14 protein-coding genes are annotated in these 18,621 nt (G+C 65.4%); 6 read left to right on the forward strand and 8 right to left on the reverse strand.

Annotated features, from left to right (window positions below):
• The first annotated feature begins 2 nt into the window (after positions 1 to 2).
• The 4 genes from U0025_RS12620 to U0025_RS12635 are packed head-to-tail and all read left to right on the forward strand — an operon-like array spanning position 3 to position 5,053.
• A complete protein-coding gene (locus U0025_RS12620) occupies positions 3 to 413 on the forward strand; it encodes a DUF2147 domain-containing protein (RefSeq protein ID WP_004207743.1) in 411 nt (136 codons plus the stop codon).
• 6 nt (positions 414 to 419) lie between these two features.
• Positions 420 to 2,963 (forward strand): bifunctional lysylphosphatidylglycerol flippase/synthetase MprF, encoded by a 2,544-nt coding sequence (gene mprF, locus U0025_RS12625; RefSeq protein ID WP_004207744.1) that lies wholly within the window; start codon positions 420 to 422, stop codon positions 2,961 to 2,963.
• Positions 2,964 to 3,002: 39 nt separating this feature from the next.
• Positions 3,003 to 3,395: a VOC family protein gene (locus U0025_RS12630; protein ID WP_004207745.1), complete on the forward strand. Its 393-nt coding sequence runs from the start codon at positions 3,003 to 3,005 to the stop codon at positions 3,393 to 3,395.
• Positions 3,396 to 3,448: 53 nt separating this feature from the next.
• Positions 3,449 to 5,053 (forward strand): family 43 glycosylhydrolase, encoded by a 1,605-nt coding sequence (locus tag U0025_RS12635; RefSeq protein WP_004207746.1) that lies wholly within the window; start codon positions 3,449 to 3,451, stop codon positions 5,051 to 5,053.
• 375 nt (positions 5,054 to 5,428) lie between these two features.
• Here U0025_RS12635 and U0025_RS12640 read toward each other — a convergent pair whose 3' ends face one another.
• The 4 genes from U0025_RS12640 to U0025_RS12655 form a co-directional block, all read right to left on the reverse strand.
• Positions 5,429 to 6,922 (reverse strand): PepSY-associated TM helix domain-containing protein, encoded by a 1,494-nt coding sequence (locus U0025_RS12640; RefSeq protein ID WP_004207747.1) that lies wholly within the window; start codon positions 6,920 to 6,922, stop codon positions 5,429 to 5,431.
• On the reverse strand, positions 6,919 to 7,485 hold the full coding sequence (locus U0025_RS12645; protein ID WP_037490296.1) for a hypothetical protein: 567 nt from the start codon (positions 7,483 to 7,485) through the stop codon (positions 6,919 to 6,921). Before U0025_RS12645 ends, U0025_RS12640 begins: the two co-directional genes overlap by 4 nt.
• Entirely contained in the window at positions 7,479 to 9,776 is a 2,298-nt protein-coding gene (locus U0025_RS12650; RefSeq protein WP_004207749.1) for a TonB-dependent receptor, read from the reverse strand. Before U0025_RS12650 ends, U0025_RS12645 begins: the two co-directional genes overlap by 7 nt.
• A 189-nt stretch (positions 9,777 to 9,965) precedes the next feature.
• Positions 9,966 to 12,839 (reverse strand): TonB-dependent receptor, encoded by a 2,874-nt coding sequence (locus tag U0025_RS12655; protein WP_004207750.1) that lies wholly within the window; start codon positions 12,837 to 12,839, stop codon positions 9,966 to 9,968.
• A 367-nt stretch (positions 12,840 to 13,206) separates the two neighbouring features.
• Here U0025_RS12655 and U0025_RS12660 point away from each other — a divergent pair, with 367 nt between their 5' ends.
• Together U0025_RS12660 and U0025_RS12665 are read left to right on the forward strand one after the other, a co-directional pair.
• A complete protein-coding gene (locus U0025_RS12660) occupies positions 13,207 to 14,610 on the forward strand; it encodes a pectate lyase family protein (protein WP_004207751.1) in 1,404 nt (467 codons plus the stop codon).
• The gene (locus tag U0025_RS12665; protein WP_004207752.1) at positions 14,607 to 14,993 is read left to right on the forward strand and encodes a cupin domain-containing protein; all 387 of its coding nucleotides are present in this window, start codon (positions 14,607 to 14,609) and stop codon (positions 14,991 to 14,993) included. Before U0025_RS12660 ends, U0025_RS12665 begins: the two co-directional genes overlap by 4 nt.
• A 15-nt stretch (positions 14,994 to 15,008) precedes the next feature.
• On the opposite strand, the gene U0025_RS12670 is transcribed toward U0025_RS12665, so the two are convergent.
• From U0025_RS12670 to kduI, 4 genes are all read right to left on the reverse strand, one after another.
• Positions 15,009 to 15,185: a hypothetical protein gene (locus tag U0025_RS12670; protein ID WP_004207753.1), complete on the reverse strand. Its 177-nt coding sequence runs from the start codon at positions 15,183 to 15,185 to the stop codon at positions 15,009 to 15,011.
• A gap of 74 nt (positions 15,186 to 15,259) precedes the next feature.
• Complete coding sequence (locus tag U0025_RS12675) at positions 15,260 to 16,828, reverse strand: carboxylesterase/lipase family protein (protein ID WP_004207754.1); 1,569 nt, start codon at positions 16,826 to 16,828, stop codon at positions 15,260 to 15,262.
• A gap of 90 nt (positions 16,829 to 16,918) precedes the next feature.
• Positions 16,919 to 17,674: a 2-dehydro-3-deoxy-D-gluconate 5-dehydrogenase KduD gene (kduD, locus tag U0025_RS12680; protein ID WP_004207755.1), complete on the reverse strand. Its 756-nt coding sequence runs from the start codon at positions 17,672 to 17,674 to the stop codon at positions 16,919 to 16,921.
• A 107-nt stretch (positions 17,675 to 17,781) separates the two neighbouring features.
• Positions 17,782 to 18,621 (reverse strand): 5-dehydro-4-deoxy-D-glucuronate isomerase, encoded by an 840-nt coding sequence (gene kduI / locus U0025_RS12685; RefSeq protein WP_004207756.1) that lies wholly within the window; start codon positions 18,619 to 18,621, stop codon positions 17,782 to 17,784.

Genomic DNA, 18,621 nt, shown 5'->3' on the forward strand with positions numbered 1-18,621 from the left:
CCATGTTTCACGCCCTGCGCCCGTTCCTTGCCGGCATCAGCCTGATCATCGCCGTTCCGGCGATGGCGGCCGATCCGGTGTTGGGTTCCTGGATCAATCCGCGCGGCAGCGTCACGGTCACGACCGGCGCCTGTCAGGACAGATTGTGCGGCTGGGTCAGCCACGCCAATGCCGAGGCGCTCGCCGATGCCAGCGATGCCGGCATCCCGCATCTGGTCGGCACCCCCCTGTTGCAGGATTATCGCCCCAAGGGACCGGGCCATTGGGCCGGGCGGGTCTATGTGCCCGACATGGGCCGCACCTTCTATTCCACCATCGACCAGCAGGGTCCCGATCAGTTGAGGATTTCCGGCTGCATCCTGGGCGGGCTGTTCTGCCGCAGCCAGCTCTGGCACCGGGTCAAGACGGGATAGCGGCGGATGGGGGCCATGACATATTTGCGCCGTTACCAGACGCCCTTGTCGGTCGGGCTGGTCGTGCTGCTCGCCGCGCTCGGCTTCGTCGCACTCTACCATCTGCTGCACGATGTGCATGTGCGCGACATCCGCGCGGCCTTTCATGCACTTGGCCCGGCAGCCCTGATCCCCGCCCTGCTGCTGACCGCAATCAGCTATGTCACGCTCACCTTCTACGACGTGCTGGCGCTGCGCTCGATCGGCCGCCCCTTGCCCTATGGCACGGCGGCGCTCGCTTCCTTCACCAGCTATACGCTCAGCCATAATCTGGGCCTGTCGCTGCTGACCGGCGGATCGGCACGCTACCGCATCTACAGCGCGGCGGGGCTGGGCGTTGCGGACGTAGCGCGCGTGGTCGCGATCGCCGGCGCCACCTTCTGGGGCGGGGTTCTGACGCTGGCGGCGGCTATGCTGGTCTGGCGGCCGGAGACGCTGTCGATGGGCGATGTCCGCCTGTCCGCGCCGGCATTGCGTGCAGCCGGAAGCCTGACCCTCACGGCCATCATCGGCCTGATCCTCTATGCCGGCCGGCAGGGACGCATGCTGCATTTTGGCCGCATGTCCCTGCCGCTGCCGCCCGCCTCGCGCATATTTTGCCAGATCGGCATCGGCGTCATCGATCTCGCTGCCGCCAGCGCGGCGTTGTTCGTCCTGGTGCCCGGTATCGGCCTGCACGCTTGGCCTGCCTTCTTCCTGGGCTATGCGCTCGCCATCGTCGCCGTGCTGCTGACCCATGTGCCCGGCGGCGTCGGCGTGTTCGAACTGGTGATGCTTGCCGCCCTGCCTGGCGTCGACCGGCCGCAACTGGTCGCCGCGCTGCTCGCCTATCGACTGGTCTATTATATCCTGCCGCTGCTGATCGCGGTCGGCATCATCGTTGCGCAGGAGGGCTGGCGCTGGCGGCAGCCATTGCGCCGGACCCTGCGCGGGCTGCAGGCCGTCACGACCGGCCTTGCGCCGATCATGACGGCAGCGCTCGTCTTCCTGGGCGGCGCCATCCTGCTGGTATCGGGTTCGCTCCCGGCCATCCCGCACCGGGTCGCGACCCTCAACAGCGTCGTGCCCTTGCCCTTCCTCGAAGCCTCCCACATGGCCGGCAGCCTGGTCGGCGCGGCGCTGCTGATCCTGTCGGCCGGCCTCTATCGGCGGCTGGACGGGGCCTTCTGGTTGACCCGCATCCTGCTGTTGGCTGGCGCGATCTTCTCGCTGCTCAAGGGGCTGGATTATGAGGAGGCGGCGGCGATGCTGCTGATCGCCGCGCTGTTGCAATGGGCGCGCCCCGCCTTCTATCGCCGGACCCAGTTGATTGCCGACGCCTTCACCCCTGGCTGGCTGGCGACGGTCGCAGTGGTTCTGGGCCTCTGCGTCTGGATCGGCTTCTTCGCCTACAAGCATGTCGAATATCAGAACGACCTCTGGTGGCATTTTGCCGCCCGCGCCGATGCCTCGCGCTTCCTGCGCGCTAGCCTGGCCGTTGCCGTCCTGCTGATCGGTATAGCGCTCTGGCGCCTGCTGCGCCCGGCCGCGACCATTCCCGCCTTGGCCAGCAATTCCGCCGTCCCGCCGGAGGCCGCACTGGCGCTGGCCGAACGCACCGACGCCAATCTTGCCTATATCGGCGACAAGCGCTTCCTGGTGTCGGATGGCGGCACCTGCTGCCTGATGTACCAGATCAGGGGGCATAGCTGGATCGTCATGGGCGATCCGATCGGCGCCCGAAGCGAGTGGGCGGACCTGCTCTGGCGGCTGCGCGAACAGGCTGATGCCACGCAGGGCCGACTGCTGCTTTACCAGATCAGCCAGGACATGCTGCCGCTGGCGATCGAGCTGGGGTTGCAGATCGTCAAATATGGCGAGGAAGCGCATGTCGACCTGGCCGGCTTCACGCTGGACGGCCCGGATGCCAAGCCGCTGCGCTATGCCGAGCGGCGCGCAGCGCGTGAGGGCGCCAGTTTCGAGATCATCCCCGCCGCCCTGCTGAACCAGGAAATGGACCGGCTGGCCGAGATTTCCGCCCATTGGCTGCAGGCCAAGGGGCACAAGGAAAAATGCTTCAGCGTCGGCCGCTTCGATCGCGCCTATATGGCGCGGTTCGACTGTGCCGTGGTGCGACAGGAGGGCAGGATCGTCGCCTTCGCCAATATCTGGGCCGCGGCCGACCAGTCCGAACTGTCGGTCGACCTGATGCGCCATGATGACGGCGCGCCCTATGGCACGATGGACTTTCTGTTCATCCACCTGATGCTGTGGGGCAAGGCACAGGGTTATCGCTGGTTCAACTTGGGTCTTGCGCCGCTTTCCGGGCTGGAGGCGCGCCGACTGGCACCACTCTGGTCGAAGCTGGGCGCGCTGCTCTACCAGCATGGCAATGCGCTCTATGGCTTTGAAGGGCTGCGCGCCTACAAGGACAAGTTCGGGCCGGAATGGGAACCCCGCTTCGTCGCCGGGCCGCAGGGCCTGTCCTTCGGCCGGGCGCTGCTCGACCTTCAGGCACTGATCGCCGGATAGCCATTGCGCGACGGGCGCATCCCGCGATAGCGCTGGGCGATGCACGCCATCCATCATATCGCCATCATCGGGTCCGACTATGCCCAGTCCCGCCATTTCTATGTCGACATTCTCGGCTTTCCCGTGCTGAACGAGGTCTATCGCGCCGAACGCGACAGCTGGAAATGCGATCTGGCGGTCGGCGGGGCACAGATCGAGCTTTTCTCCTTCCCCAATCCCCCGTCGCGCCCTTCCCGCCCCGAAGCCTGTGGCCTGCGCCACCTTGCCTTTGCCGTCAGCGACCTGGATGCGGAGGTCGCCCGGCTCGAAAGCCATGGCGTGGCGTGCGAACCGGTGCGGGTGGACGAATATACCGACCGGCGCTTCACCTTCTTCGCCGACCCAGACGGACTGCCGCTGGAGCTTTACGAGGATCAGGTCCGCGCCATTTGACAGCATCAGGTCATGGCCCTTAGGTAACCGGTATCAATAATCGGGAGAGGGTCATGGCAGTCAGCCGACGGGACGCATTGCTGGCGACGGCTTCGGCCGCGCTGGCGGGTGGTTTGAGCGAGGCGCGGGCGGCGCCCCCTGCCCCACCGGCCACGCCTGCCCCCGCGCCCGACTGGCGGCGCGGCTTCGACAATCAGCGCGTCGCCGATCTGGGCGATGGCCGCTTCCTCAATCCGCTGATCGCGGGCGACCATCCCGATCCCACCATCCTGAAGGATGGCGCGGATTTTTACATGACCTTCTCGACCTTCGATTCCTATCCCGGCCTCATCATCTGGCATTCGCGCGATCTGGTGAACTGGCGGCCGATCGGCCCGGCGCTGCACAAGAATATCGGATCGGTCTGGGCGCCCGAACTGTGCAAGCACAAGGGCCGCTATTATCTCTACATCCCGGTCAAGGCGTCTCCCAACACCAGCTATGTGATCTGGGCCGACCGGATCGAGGGACCGTGGAGCGATCCGATCGACCTCAACCTGCCCAACCATATCGATCCCGGCCATGCGGTGGGCGAAGATGGATCGCGCTGGCTGTTCCTGTCGGGCGGCGACCGGGTGCGCCTGACCGACGATGGCCTGGCGACCGTCGGTCAGCCCGAACATGTCTATGACCCCTGGCACTATCCTGACGACTGGGATGTCGAGGGTTTCTCGCCCGAAGGCCCCAAGATTTTGCGCCATCAGGGCTATTTCTATCTGGTGACCGCCGTGGGCGGCACGGCCGGGCCGCCGACCGGCCATATGGTGATCGCCGCCCGGTCGCGGTCGATCCATGGACCGTGGGAAAATTGCCCGGCCAACCCGATCGTGCGCACCGTCGATCGCGCCGAAAAATGGTGGTCGCGCGGCCATGCCACCCTGGTCGAGGGACCGGACGGCAGCTGGTGGTCGGTCTATCATGGCTATGAAAATGGCTATTGGACATTGGGGCGGCAGACCTTGCTCGACCCGGTCGAATGGACGGCGGACGGCTGGTTCCGCATGACCGGCGGCGACCTGTCGCAGCCGATCGCCAAGCCCAGGGGCGGTCAGGCCGGGCCGCATGGCCAGGCGCTTTCGGACGATTTCAGCGCATTGCACATCGGTTCGCGCTGGAATTTCTTCAAGCCGGCACCGCAGGAGGCGGAGCGGGCGCGGGTCGAAGGCGGATCGCTGATCCTCAAGGCCAGCGGCACCGCCCCCTCCAGTTCGTCGCCACTGCTGCTGGTTGCGGGCGATCAGGCCTATCAGTTCGAATGCACGATCGAGATTGCACCGGGCGGCGTCGCCGGGCTGCTGCTCTTCTATGACGAGCAGCTCTATTGCGGGCTGGGCTTCGACCAGGAGCGGTTCGTCACCCATCAATATGGCATAGAGCGCGGCCGCCCCGCCAATCCCCATGGCCGCCGGATGCGGATGCGCGTCACCAACGACCGGCACATCATCCGCTTTCACATCAGCGGCGATGACGGCAAGAGCTGGAAGCGCTTCGACCGGGGCATGGAAGTGTCGGGCTATCACCATAATGTGCGTGGCGGCTTCCTGATGCTGCGCCCCGGCCTCTATTCCGCCGGCGCCGGCGAAGCGCGCTTCACCGACTTCCGCTTCTGCGCGCTCTAGGCCGATTGAGGCCGACACAGGACGCGACAGTCGAAGTTCACAGTGTCGTGCGGGCTATTTCGGGCCAATGCGCCTGCTATGCACCCGCGACGCGCCGGCCACGCGCCTGTGACGCGACAGTGGTCGGGAAATTGGGTCACGCCCGAGCGCCTTCGACGCGACGGCGAGGCGACAGTGAAGCGACAGCTGCGCGACAGCCGGGCGGCCTGGAAAAGAGATGGGGCGGCGCTTTCATCCCCAAGGGTAGATCAGAGAAGGGCCGAGTAGGAAAGCCGGGGGAGCGTCGCGAAAGCCCACCCCGCTGCGACTGGCGCGCTGCGCGCGCGAGTCTCGCTGCCCCTTCCGTTTACGGGAGGGGAATGGCAAGCCCCGGCCCTAGACCTTTGCCGGAGCGCGGCTGCGCAGCAGCGCGAGCAATAGGCCGATGCCGCCGATCAGCAGCAGCAGGTCGACCATCAGCCCCTGCCCGCCTGCCAGCAGTGGGGCGCCGTGAAGCAGCGCCACCACCAGCAGCCCCACGACCAGCGCCCATTGCAGGCCGCGCGACAGGCGCGGACCAGGCAGCGCCTTGGCCATGCCGGCGGCCAGCACCGACAGGATGGTGAGGCCGAGCCAGACCAGCGGCAGCGACACATTCGGCAAGGCGAAGGCCAGCGCGGCGGTGAGGACCAGGATGACCGGCTGGCCCCAGCAGATCGCCGCCCAGATCCGTTCCCATTGCGGCGCCGGTCGGCCGCGATCGCGGCGGCGGGCCAGCCAGATGGTCACGCCGCTGGAGGTAACGATGCAGAGCGCAATGCCGAGCAGGCCATAGGCGATCCGCACGGGCAGCCCGCCGAACCAGCCGAAATGCAGCTGTCCGATGCCGCTCAACATCCGGGTGCCGGCGACCAGATCCTGCGGCTGCTCCTGATGGAGCAGTTGCCCGCGCGCATCATATTGGACCTCGTCCTGCTGGGTCAGCAAGTGCGGCCGGCCGCTATGGATCGAGATGCGCATATCGGCGCGGCCGGGCCGTTCGACCATGATATTGTCCGCAACGGCCGCCGGCGCGCGGGCACGGGCATCGGCGATCAGCCGGGCGATATCGGGAATGGGCACGGCGCGCGCGTCAATCTTGGGCGGCGGGTCGAGGAAGAGTTCATAGACCTTCCCCATGTCGCCCCGGTACAGCAGCATCGCCAGCATGGCGACGATGATGGTGCTGAGGCCCAGCAGCGCGCCGGTCAGCGCCAGAGTGAAGTGAAAGGGCAAGGCCCAGATGCCGAGGCGATTGTGCAGATCCGCCTCCTGCAGCCGGCGCGAACCGCCCAGGCGCAGGTGGAAGGCATCACGCAGCACGCGCGGGTGGGCCAATATGCCCGACACCAGGGAGGAAAGCAGCGCCACGCCGGTCAGGCCGACGATGAACTGCCCCCAACTGCGCGGCAGATGCAGGTTGATATGGAGATGGATCAGGAATTCGGTCCAGACCGCTTCGAGATCGGACAGCGCACCATCGGCCGCCACGCCCCATTTATGTTCATAGGTCGCGCTGAAGGCCGTGAGGCTGGCGCCATCCTGTTTCGCGGTGGGAAGCGACAGATAGAGGGTGGTGTCGGCCGGCGCGCGTCTGACCGCTTCGGCGATGGCGCGCGCGGCCGAGGCATCCGACAGGCTGGTCACCACCGGCGTCGCCGGCACTTCCCACCGTTCCAGATCGGGCGCGAATACGGCAACCGTGCCGGTCAGGCAGACGATATAGATGATCGCGGCAAAGGCCAGGCCCAGCACCGAATGGCTGCTGAGCACCGATCGCACCGTTTCGGGCGACAAGGGCCAACGCCATTTCTTTGCCCGGCTGTTGGTCTGGACGCTCTGGTCGTTCATGCGGCCCCTCCCAAGGCGGCGAGGCCGAAGCCAATGGTGCTGGTGCCGACCAGCACGGCGGTGGCGCGGAGCAGGCGGCGGTCCGCCAGGGTCCAGGTCATGGCCAGCCCCCACAGGATCGGCAGCAACAGGCCGCCAAGCACGATCCGGGTGCGCGGATCACCGGGCAGATAGACGGTGACGCAAAAGGCCACACCCATCGCCGCCGTCATGCCGAGCGGCCCGGCGAGCAAGGCGCGGAGCACCCCGCGCCAGAAGCGGCCCGGTTCCTCCAGCGGCTCGGGCGCGACATCGCCATCGCGCACCCGCGCCGCCTTCCGCCGGACCCGACCGAACCAGATGATGGCGAGCGCGCCGATCCCCTCCATCGCCAGTCCCAAGGCCAGCCCCTTGACCGGCCCGATCAGCAGGAAGGCAGCGACCAGCAGGCCGATCAATACGGCCCATCCCGCCAGCAGCAGGCCGAGCACGGAGCGATCCCGCCGCACCCAGGAGCGGCGCAGCAGGGCAGCGCCCAGGGCGCCGCCCGCGATGAGCAGCAGGCTGGCGAGCGCGATCACCAATGGACGCTCGCGCCGACGCCGACGGTCTGGGGTTCGCCCAGGATCGCCTGATGGATGGCGGCATATTGGTACTGCATATAATCCTCGTTGAGGATGTTGCGGGCGAAGACGAACAGTGACCAATGATCGGTTTCATAACCGATCTTGCCATTCACGACCGTGCGGCCGCCGACCTTGTACTGGCCCTGATCCTGACCGACGCCGGTGAAGACCGACGAACGGTAATTGGCGTTGAGATTGGCGACGAAGCCCGGCCCGAACTGCGCATTAATGCCGCCCGACAGGGTCCAGCGCGGCGCATAGGGGAATTGGGTGTCGGTGAGGTCAACCGTGCTGGTCGCCCCGGCGGGCAGGACGAAATCGGTGAATTTGGTGCGGACATGGCCGACCGAGCCATAGAGATCGATGCCGCGCGCGATCGTCGCATTCGCTTCCACCTCGAACCCGTAAAGATGCGATCCGGCCGCATTCACCGTGTTGTAATCATAGGCATTCTGGCCGAAATAGGCGGTGACCTGCTGGTCCTTCCACGTCATGTAGAAGGCATTGGCATTGAGCGTCAGGCGCCCGTCCAGCCATTTGGAGCGCAGCGAGCCTTCATAGTTCCAGCTATATTCCGGATCATAGGCGACCAGCAGGGCGCGGGCCGGGTTCTGGCTGGAGCCGCCCGAGCGATAGGCGCGCTGGACGGTGAAGGCGGTGGTGAGGTCCGGCGTCCAGTCCATGCTGATCCCGGCCTTGGGCAGGAAGGCGTTGAAGCTGCGGCTGTTGGACGCCAGCGGCGAGGAGGCATCGTCGACCAGCCCCAGAACGCCCTGGTTGATCAGCGAAATGATCGGGGCATAGGCCGCGCCGAGGAAATTGGCATCGGGCAGCGTGCCGTTGAAGGTCGCCACCGTTTGCGCGGCATAGCGGTTGCGCTCATGATCGTAGCGGAAGCCGCCGATCAGGGTCAGCCGGTCGGTCAGCTTGAAACGGGCGTCGCCGAACAGCGCCATCGTCTCCACCTTTTCGGGCTGGTCGGCCGAATAGGCGACCGGGATGACGGGCAGTTGTGCCGCATAGGCATTGCTGAGGAAGGTCGCCTGCGCCGCGGTCGCGCCATTGGCGGGCAGCAGGGCGGCGATGGTGGCGGTCGGCGTATCGATGTTCACCCGGCTATTCTGGTCGATGCTGCCGGTGCGGCGATAATACCAGGCGCCCAGCAGGCCGCTCAGCCGTTCGCCATCATAGTTTAGGCGCATTTCCTGGGTCAGCGTGCGGTAATTATAGCGATTGTCGATCGCCTGGATATCCTGCGGCGTGCCGTCGGTATCGATCACCGAATGAACGCGCGAGCGGTTCCAGGAGGTGACGCTCGACAGTTTCAGCCCCTGGGCCAGCGGATAGCTGATGTTGAAGACGGCAAGGTCGCTGTCGATCTTGCCCCGGCTGGGCTGATCGCCGGTGGCGATACGGTGATTGAAATAATTGGGCACGTCGGTGCGGGCATATTCGTAGAGATAGCCGCCGTCGCGCCGCACGCGATTATAGCTGGCGACTGCCTCCAGCCCCGGAATGGCCTGGGGCGTCCATTTGATCTTGCCGCGCAGATTGAGCGATTCCAGCGTATCGCTATATTCGTCGCGGGTGACATTGTAGATGAGGCCGCGATCATTGCGGCGCTCGGCCGACAGGCGGATGCCCAGTTCATCCTTGACGATCGGTCCGCCGATCGCGGCGGAGAAGGTGCGATCATCATATTCGCTCCACAGCACGCGCGCGTCACCGCCCCAACGGGTCAGCGAGGGATCCTTGCTGGTGATGACGATGCCGCCGGCCAGCGCGTTGAGGCCCTGGATGGTCGATTGCGGGCCACGCAGCACTTCCACCTGCTGCACATCCCACAGGTCGGTCGGGCCGCCATAAAGCGCCCATTTGGGCACCGGCGCGCCATCGACATAGACGCTCGCGGCGTCTGCCTGCCCGCCCGCGCCGACGCCGCTGTTGCTGATGCCGCGGATGGTGAAGCCGGACGAACCATAGGTTTCGGACAGGTTGGCGGTGCGGTTATAGACGTCCTGGATGGTGATCAGCGCCTCGCGCTCGATCGTCTCGGGCGTGACGACGGCGATGCTGGTCGGGGTCTGCTGCAGGGTGCGGGCGCTCTTTTCGCCGGTGACGATGATGTCGGCGCGAGCCTGGTCCATATCGGCATCCGGCGCCTGCCCCGCCAGCGCCGGGCTGGTCAGGGCAGCACCGGCCAGTGCGACGATCGCCGCCCCGGAAAAGAAGAAAGACGACCGCACCATATAATCCCCCAAATATTCTTGGCGGCGCCATATTTGAGAACGCTAACGCGAGTCAATGTCATTATATGAATGGACTATTGCTGTCGCCTGCCCGGCACCATCCCTGCCCCACTGCCGGCCCAAGAAAAAGGGCCAGCCACCTCGTGCAGAAGGCGGCTGGCCCGTGACGGCGCGACCCGAAAGGACAGGCTACATTTTCACGCGCGCGCCGAACTGGAAGGTGCGGCCGAAATGGTTGTACTCATAGTTGCGATTGGCATCGAGGTCGGTGTAGCGGCCGCGATATTCATCGGTCAGGTTGATGCCGTCGAGGGTGAATTCCAGCCAGTCGGTCGCCTTGTAACGGACCGAGGCATCGACATTGACGGTCGAATTATAGCCTTCGAACACGTTGCCGGTGCCGCTGTTCTGGTCGCTGTAAGGCCCGCGATAGCTGGCCGAGACGCGCGCGCTGAAGCGGTTGTCGTCATAATAGAGGGTGCCGTTATAGGCCCGCTTCGACACGCCGAACAACGTGTTCTCCCGCGCGACATTGACCAGGCCGCCACCCGGCACGACCGCCGGCCCCGACACATTATAGGTCGCGTTGGAGTCGATGAAGGTCGCGTTGGCCAGGATGCCGAAATGCTTGAAGATGCCCGGCAGGAAGGTGAAGGGCAGCTGCAGCGCGATTTCCGCCCCCTTGAGCGAGGCGCCGGTGCCGTTGACCGTGGTCGCGATGGTCCAGATCGGTTCGGCCTGCAGCGCGGGATTGAGCGCGGCGGGCGAGGAACTGACCAGCACCGAAGCCGGCAGGCCGGTTTCCGCGAAGGTCGCGTTGGAAATGGTCGCGGCGACCGGGAAGCTCTGCACATCCTTCTTGAACAGGGCGACCGAGAAGAGCGACTGGGGCGCGAAATACCATTCGACGGCGAGGTCATAGGCGGTCGCACGATAGGGGTTGAGATAGGGATTGCCGTAGCTGACACGATACTGGAAGCCGTCGGCCGAACCACCCGGCGTCAGGCTGCCCAAGGTCGGGCGGGTCATCACATCGGCCACCGCCGCGCGAATGACCAGCTTGTCGGTCGGGAACAGGGCCAGGTTGGCGGCCGGCAGCCAATCCTCATAGCTGCGCTTGATCGTCACCGGAATGCCGCCATTGAGGCCGGTCGAGCGCTGGTCGGTCTTGGCATAACGCATGCCCGCGTTCAGCGCATATTCGAGGCCGAACAGGTCGCCCTTGGCATCGAACTGGAAATAGCCGCCGGTCACTTCCTCGCGCACCGACCGGTTGTTGCCGACGTCGAGCGCCAGCGCGCGATCATAGAGTTTGGTATAGGCCGTTGCCGCGTCCAGATTGGGGATCAGCCACTGGGTGGTGGTGCCTGACGGCTGGCCCGCCTTGCCCAGGGTGAAGAGTTCGCTCAATTCCGGCGTGGCCTGGAAGCCATAGACGGCGCTCGGGCCGAACAGGCTGGTCGGCGAGCAGGTGATGGTGCCCAGCACCAGATCCTTGCCGCCATTGCCGCAGACTGCGGTATCACGCTGATAGCCGACGGTCTTGAAGTCGAACCGGCGCCACATCGAACCGACCTTCACGGTCAGCCCCTCGGCCGCATCCCATTCGGTGCGCAGTTGGGCGGTCTTGAACCGGTTGGTGGTGTTGGACGGACGGTCGCGGATTTCGGCGAGCTGGAAATTGGCCGGATCGGTCACGCTGGTGCCGAAGGTCAGCTTGGGATGCTTCATGTCGCTATAGTCATAGCTATAACCCTGGGCATCGCGATCGTCGAAGACCACCGTGGTTTCGACCGGAATATCGGCGTTGGACTTGGACAGGCCGCCCAGCAGGGTGAAGCGGAACTTGTCCGTCACATCCTGATCCCAGGTGCCGCCGACCTGATAAAATTCGGTGCTCGACTTGCGCAGATAATGTTCGGTGCGGACCCAGGCATCGTTGAGCGTGGCCGAGATCATGTTGCCATTATCGTCATAGACCGGATTGACGACGTTGATCGACCGCTCGTTGGAGCGCAGCAGCACCTCGCCCCACTTCTCCTCGCGGGTTTCCTTGAAGCGCGAATAGAGGCCGTCGATCGAGATCTTGGTCGCGTCGGTCGGCGCGAACTGGACCGATCCGGTCAGGCCCAGCCGCTCGCGATCATGACGCACCTCGCCATAGCGCGGGATGCGGGGGTGGAACGAAAGGGCCGCCGCATCGCAGGCTGCGCTGGCGCGATAGGTGCCGCCCGAATTGGGCTGGGTGAAGCAGGCCGTGCCATCGACATTGTCGAAGCGGGCCTGGGCCCAGCGCACGCTATTATTGCCCAGTTCCTTGGTATCGAGCGTCGAATAGGCCGCCGACAGGGCAACGCCGAAGCGGCCATCGGCCGATTTCCAGGACGCGATGCCGGCCAGGCGCGGCCCCCAATTCTTGGCCAGGTCATTATAGGAGGCAGTCGCCGAACCCACGAGGGTCAGCCCTTCCTTGCCACCGAGCGGATTGCCGGTGTTGAGATCGACCACGGCGCCGAGCGAGCCTTCGTCCAGCGAGGCTTCGGCGGTCTTGTGGACGACCAGCGAACTGAACAGTTCGGACGCGAAGACGTTGAAATCGAAGGAGCGGTCGCGGTTCGAGCTGGCACCATCGGTCGAGGTGGCGACCGTTTCCAGCCCGTTGACGCGCACGCGGGTGAACTGCGCGCCCAGGCCGCGCACGGTGATCGCGCGCCCTTCGCCGCCGTCACGCTGGATCGAGATGCCGGGGATGCGCTGCAGGGATTCGGCGAGATTCTGGTCGGGGAACTTGGCGATATCCTCCGCCACGATCGCATCGACCGAACTGACCGACTGGCGCTTGAGGTTGATCGCCGCGCCCAGCGACTGGCGGAAACCGGTAACGATGATGTCGGATTCCTGGGCCGCGGCTTCCGCCTGCCCCTGATCCGGCGCAACCGCGGCATCGCCCTGCACGGACTGAGCATGGGCCTGAGCGGCGGAAACGCAGGCGATGGCGCATGCCAGGGTCGAGGCTGCGGACAGCCATTTCCGGGCGGACGAAGCCTGTACGAACGCAATCATAGAAACATCCCTCCATATTTCCGCCACGCCTCTTTGGGGGTGCGGCCCGATGTTGTCCCCTTGAAGACACCGGTGTCAGAAACTTGTGACCCGACTGCGGATCAATGTCAATGATCATTGCGGCAATTATGTCTGAAGCGGCCGAGCCAGCGCTCGCGGCGATTTTCCGCGCCCTCCTGTCGGAAAAGCGTCCATATCGAGCCATTTTGCACCGCAATATGGACCATATGGTGTAGAATGACGGAGCGCAGCCCGCACCTTCACCTCGCTGCCACAATGACTGCAAACAGATTCGACACCGGTGTCAAATTGCTTGCATCATCGCCGCCGCGGTGCAAGTCTGGCCAGGAGAGGAGCCTTCGGAAGCATGAAAATAACCGCCAGACTGATCGCCCTGCCGCTTGCCGGCCTTGCCCTGATCCCCCTGCCAGCAACCCTGTCCGCCGCCTCGGCCAAGACCAGCGCATCCAGCGCAACGACTGCGTTTCCGGGCGCCGTCGGCTGGGCATCGGCCACGCCCGGCGGCCGGGGCGGCCGCGTCATCCGCGTGACCACGCTGGCGGCCGATGGCCCCGGCAGCCTGAAGGCGGCACTGGAGGCGAAGGGCCCGCGCATCGTCGTGTTCGAGGTCGGCGGCGTCATCGACATGGCGCGCCAGACCATCACCATCCGCGAACCCTATCTGACCATTGCCGGCCAGACCGCCCCCTCCCCCGGCATCACCCTGATCCGATCGGGCATCGACATCGCCACCCATGATGTCATCATGCGCCATATCCGCGTGCGCACCGGTGTGGACGACCAGCCGCTGCTGAGCGGATGGGAGGCGGATGCCATGTCGGTGGTCGGCGGCCATGACATCATCGTCGACCATTGCAGCTTCACCTGGGCGATCGACGAGAATATGTCGGCGTCCGGCCCGCGCTTCAATGGCAAGACGCCCGACGAATGGCGCGCCAACACGGCGCACAACATCACCTTTTCCTATAATCTGGCGGCCGAGGGGCTGGCCAATGCCAGCCATCCCAAGGGCGAGCATAGCAAGGGCACGTTGATCCACGACAATGCGACCAACATCCTGATTTATCGCAACATCTACGCCCATAATGTCGAGCGCAACCCGCTATTGAAGGGCGGCGTCCATGCCGCCGTGGTCAACAACATCATCTATGATCCGGGCGAGCGCGGCGTACATTATAATCTGATGGCGCTGGAATGGGGCGAACATCCCTATCAGAATGGCAAGCTGGCGGCGGTCGGCAATGTCATGCGCGGCGGCGTATCGACGGCGACCGGCCTGCCCTTCCTGACCTTGGGCGGCGACGGCGACCTGGAATATTATGGCAAGGACAATCTGGCTGTCGACAAGTTCGGCAAGCCATTGCCGATGTTCGGCCGCTATGGCGAGACCAAGGCCAGGCTGATCGAGACGCAGACACCGCCAACCTGGTGGCAGGGGCTGGACGTTCTGCCGGTGCACGATGTCGAGACCCATGTTCTATGGCGCGCGGGCGCTCGCCCCTGGGACCGGGATGCCGACGACCTGCGTGTGCTGTTTTTCGTCGCCGAAGGGCGCGGCGAGATCATCGACAATGAAAAGCAGGTGGGCGGTTATCCCAAATTCGCGCCGACCCGCGCGCCCTTTGTCGAAGGCGACTGGAACCTCGACACGATGGAGCCGAAATCGGGGCGCTATCCCGGCCAGAAGGATGAGACAACCGAGCATCTGTCGGACCGCGACAAGATGATGCGACAGGAGCCAAAGCCATGAGCCTGATGCTGTTGCTGGCGGCGGCCGCAGCGCCGCCGATGGTAGTCGTCGACGAGCGCGAGGTGATGCGGGAAGAGCCGCCGCCGCATGGCGAGATCGGCATGTCGACCGCCTATCGCATCAGCGACGCCGTGCCGCAGCCGCGCAGCATGGAATTCCGCAAGCGCGTGCTGCATGTCGGTGCGGCGATCGGCGTCCATCCGATCGCCCATGACGAGGTCTATTATGTCCTGTCAGGCGAAGGGGTGGTGACATCCGACGGCGTGGAAAAGCCGCTGACGCCGGGCATGGCTGCCTATCTCTACAAGGATGCCAAGGTCGGCATCCGGCAGGTCGGCAAGGAACCGCTGGCGCTGATCATCAGCTATCCGGTGGTTCACTGACCCCGAAAAGGCCAGCTACCAGGCGCGCGGCACATTGCCGACGCGCTTGGCGACATCGGCCTCGATCGCGTTGAGTTCGGCCTGGCTGAGCACGCCCGACAGCATCAGCCGGCGCATCAGCTCATCGACCAGGGCGGCGAGAAAATGCAGCTCGCCGCGTTCCGAGACATAATCGACATCCTGGGTATCCATGCGGTTCCTCCACCTGCATGGGCGGACTCAACGCACCCGCCCCCTTTTGGTTGCGGCCCGGCAACGAACGGCGTTCAACTGCCGGGCTGGATATAGGGGACGCGGGCGAAGAGTTCCCGTTCCCAGCCGCGCGGATCGCTTTCCACATGGCTGTCGACATCGACGATCATCGTCTGCCGCCGGTCCAGCCGATATTGCGGCCAGGGCGCCATTCCGCTGACATTGGGATCACCGCACCGAGCGAAGGCCAGGAAACGCTGCATCAGCGCGCGCGAGGCGGTCTGCGCGCCCGCACCGGTGCCGGTGAAGCTGCCCGGCGCATCGAGCGTGCCGAAGGCGAGCGCGATATCCATGGTGTGCGGCGCGCCGCGTTCGGGCTGGGTCGGCGAGGCGAAATCCACCTGATAGACCCAGGTCGGCGCATCGGCGCGGGCGCGCACCTCCGCCTCCAGCACCTGCCCCGGCCAGCTGCGCCCGGCCGTGGTCGCGGCATAGAAGATGCGCTCCGCTGACCAGCCGGGATAGCGGGCGCGATATTGAGCGACAATCCATTCGGGCGACAGGTCCATACGCAGTTCCGGCGCCATCCGGGCGGGGAGGTTGGACCAGTCCAGCCCTTTGAGCTTGGGGCCGTGAGGATCGATGAAGGCGCGGGTCTCATCATGGGTGTTGCCCAGCATCATCGGGATCGCCTGCGACTGGGGCGGCGCATCGGGCCAGAAGGGATGGCGCGCAAGATGCGCCATGTCGAGCACGGGCCCCATATAGAGACCACCACCCAAGATCGGGTCTTGCGCTGCCAGCCCCTCCACCAGTTGCGCGGTTGAAAGTGACAGCAAAGATGACAGGTCATCGGCCTTTACGCCCAGTCCGGCGAGATAGGCCTGCGCCCGCTTCGTCGCGTTGAGCGGGCCCGACGCCGTCACCTGCTGCCCGCTCATGGTGATGGCGCGGTGGAACAGGCCGGCCGCCGCGGGCATCGCCATCATCGTCGCGATCTTGGCGCCGCCGCCCGACTGGCCGAAGACCAGGATATTGCCGGGATCCCCGCCAAAGGCCGCGATATTGTCGCGCACCCATTGCAGCGCGAGGATGAGGTCGAGCTGGCCCGCATTGCCGCTGTCGGCGAAGCGCGGATCGAGCCGGGCGAGATAGAGATAGCCGAAGATGTTGAGCCGATGGTTGACGGTCACCACCACGACATCGCCCTGCGCCGCGAGCCGGTCGCCATAGGTCAGCGGATCGACCACGGAGCCGTTGGAATAGGCGCCGCCATGGATATAAAGCATCACCGGCCGTCTGGCGCGCGGGTCCGGGCCAGGGGTCCAGATATTGAGGAACAGGCAATCCTCGCTCTCCGGCTCCTGCCGCCCCTGTTGCGGGCAGGAGGGGGCGAAGGCGCTGGCATCGGCGGTGCCGGTCCAGCCATCGGGCGCTAGCGGTGGCTGGAAACGGCGGGACGCGGTATCCCGACCATAGCGCAGGCCGCGAAAGACATGGAGGCCAGCTTCGCGGGTGCCGGCGACCCGCCCCTTGCGGGTGGTCACGATGCTGGCGGTGGCGGCATGGGCCGGGCGAGCAAGGCTGGCGCCCAACAGGGCCGCAGCCCCGGTCAACGCGCTCCGCCGGTCGATATTGGGCATCCGTCCTCCTGTGATGGGTCGGGAGGCTGAGCCCTCCTCTTTGGTCAGGGTTGTCCTGCGCCCACCTGCTGGCAGGCGCAGGACGGGATATCAGCGGGCCAGCCAGCCGCCATCGACGGCGAGGACATGGCCATGGATATAGTTGGCCGCCGGCGATGCCAGGAACACGGCCGCGCCGCCAATGTCGCTGGGGTCGCCCCAGCGGCCGGCCGGGATGCGTTCCTGGATCTGGCGGTTGCGGGTCTCGTCGGCCTGCAGCGCGGCGGTGTTGTTGGTGGCGATATAGCCCGGCGCGATCGCGTTGACGTTGACGCCTTTGGCCGCCCATTCGTTCGCCAGCAGCTTGGTGAGGCCGGCGACGCCGCTCTTGGACGCAGTATAGCTCGGCACGCGAATGCCGCCCTGGAACGACAGCAGCGAGGCGATGTTGACGATCTTGCCACTGCCCTGCGCCAGCATGTGCCGCCCGGCCGCCTGGGCCAGGAAGAAGGTCGACTTCAAATTGGTGTCGATCACCGCATCCCAGTCTTCCTCGGTGAAGTCGACGCTGTCGGCGCGGCGGATGATGCCGGCATTGTTGATCAGGATGTCGAGCCCGCCCAGCTTTGCGATCGTCTCGTCGACGACGCGCTGCACCGGTTCGATGCTGGAAAGATCGGCCGAGACGATCTCCGCCTTGCGGCCGAGTGCCCGGACCTTCTCGACGGTCTCTTCCGCCGGGGTGCGGCCGACTGCCGCAATGTCGGCGCCGGCCGCCGCCAGCGACAGCGCGATCGCCTGGCCAATGCCGGTATTGGCGCCGGTGACGATGGCGACCTTGCCACCAAGATCGAAGATAGTGCTCATATAAGCTCCAAATCCCCCTCCCGCTTGCGGGAGGGGTTAGGGGAGGGTTTTGGAGATTGGCGTCGTAGACATGCCCTCCCCCGTCCCCTCCCTGAAGGGAGGGGGGCTCAGGCCAGCTGGCAGATGTCCAGCACGTTCATGTCGGTATAGTCCTGGTTCTCGCCGGCCATCGCCCAGATGAAGGCATAGGATTTGGTGCCCGAGCCCATATGCACCGACCAGGGCGGCGAAATCACCGCTTCCTCGTTGGCCATGACGATGTGACGCATCGCATCGCCCTCGCCCATATAATGGAAGACGCGGTCGGCATCGCCATCCAGCTCGAAATAGAAATAAATTTCGCTGCGGCGCTCATGGATGTGCGGGGGCATGGTGTTCCACACCGAACCGGGCTTCAGGACCGTGAGGCCCATCACCAGCTGTGCGCTGTCGCAGATGCCGGGGATGACCAGCTGGAAGATGGTGCGTTCGTTCGACTCTTCCAGGCTGCCGCGCTCCAGCGCATTGGCGTCGGCGATGCCGAGCTTGCGGGTGGTGAACGCCTTGTGCGCCGGGCAGGAGGCAAGATAATAGCGCGCGCCGGCGCCGGCGAACTCCACATCCTTGGCGCCCATCGTCACATAGAGGCAATCCTTGTTGCCGAGCGTGAAGACTTCGCCGTCGACGGTCACGGTGCCTTCCACGCCCGAGACATTGACGATCGCCAGCTCGCGCCGCTCCAGGAAGGGATGGCCCGCCGCCGAAGCCGGCTCGGTCTGCGCCGGCAGCTTCACCGGCGCATCGGCCACCGCCACGCCGCCGATCACGAAACGCTCGGCATGGGTATAGTTGAGCACGCATTCGCCGTCACGGAACAGCCCGCCGATCAGATAGCGATCCCGCAGCTCCTCGTTCGACACGCACTCCATCATGTCGGGGTGGGTCGCATAATAGGTCTTGTCGAACAT

The sequence above is a fragment of the Sphingobium yanoikuyae genome (genome assembly GCF_034424525.1).
Classification (GTDB): Bacteria; Pseudomonadota; Alphaproteobacteria; order Sphingomonadales; family Sphingomonadaceae; genus Sphingobium; species Sphingobium yanoikuyae.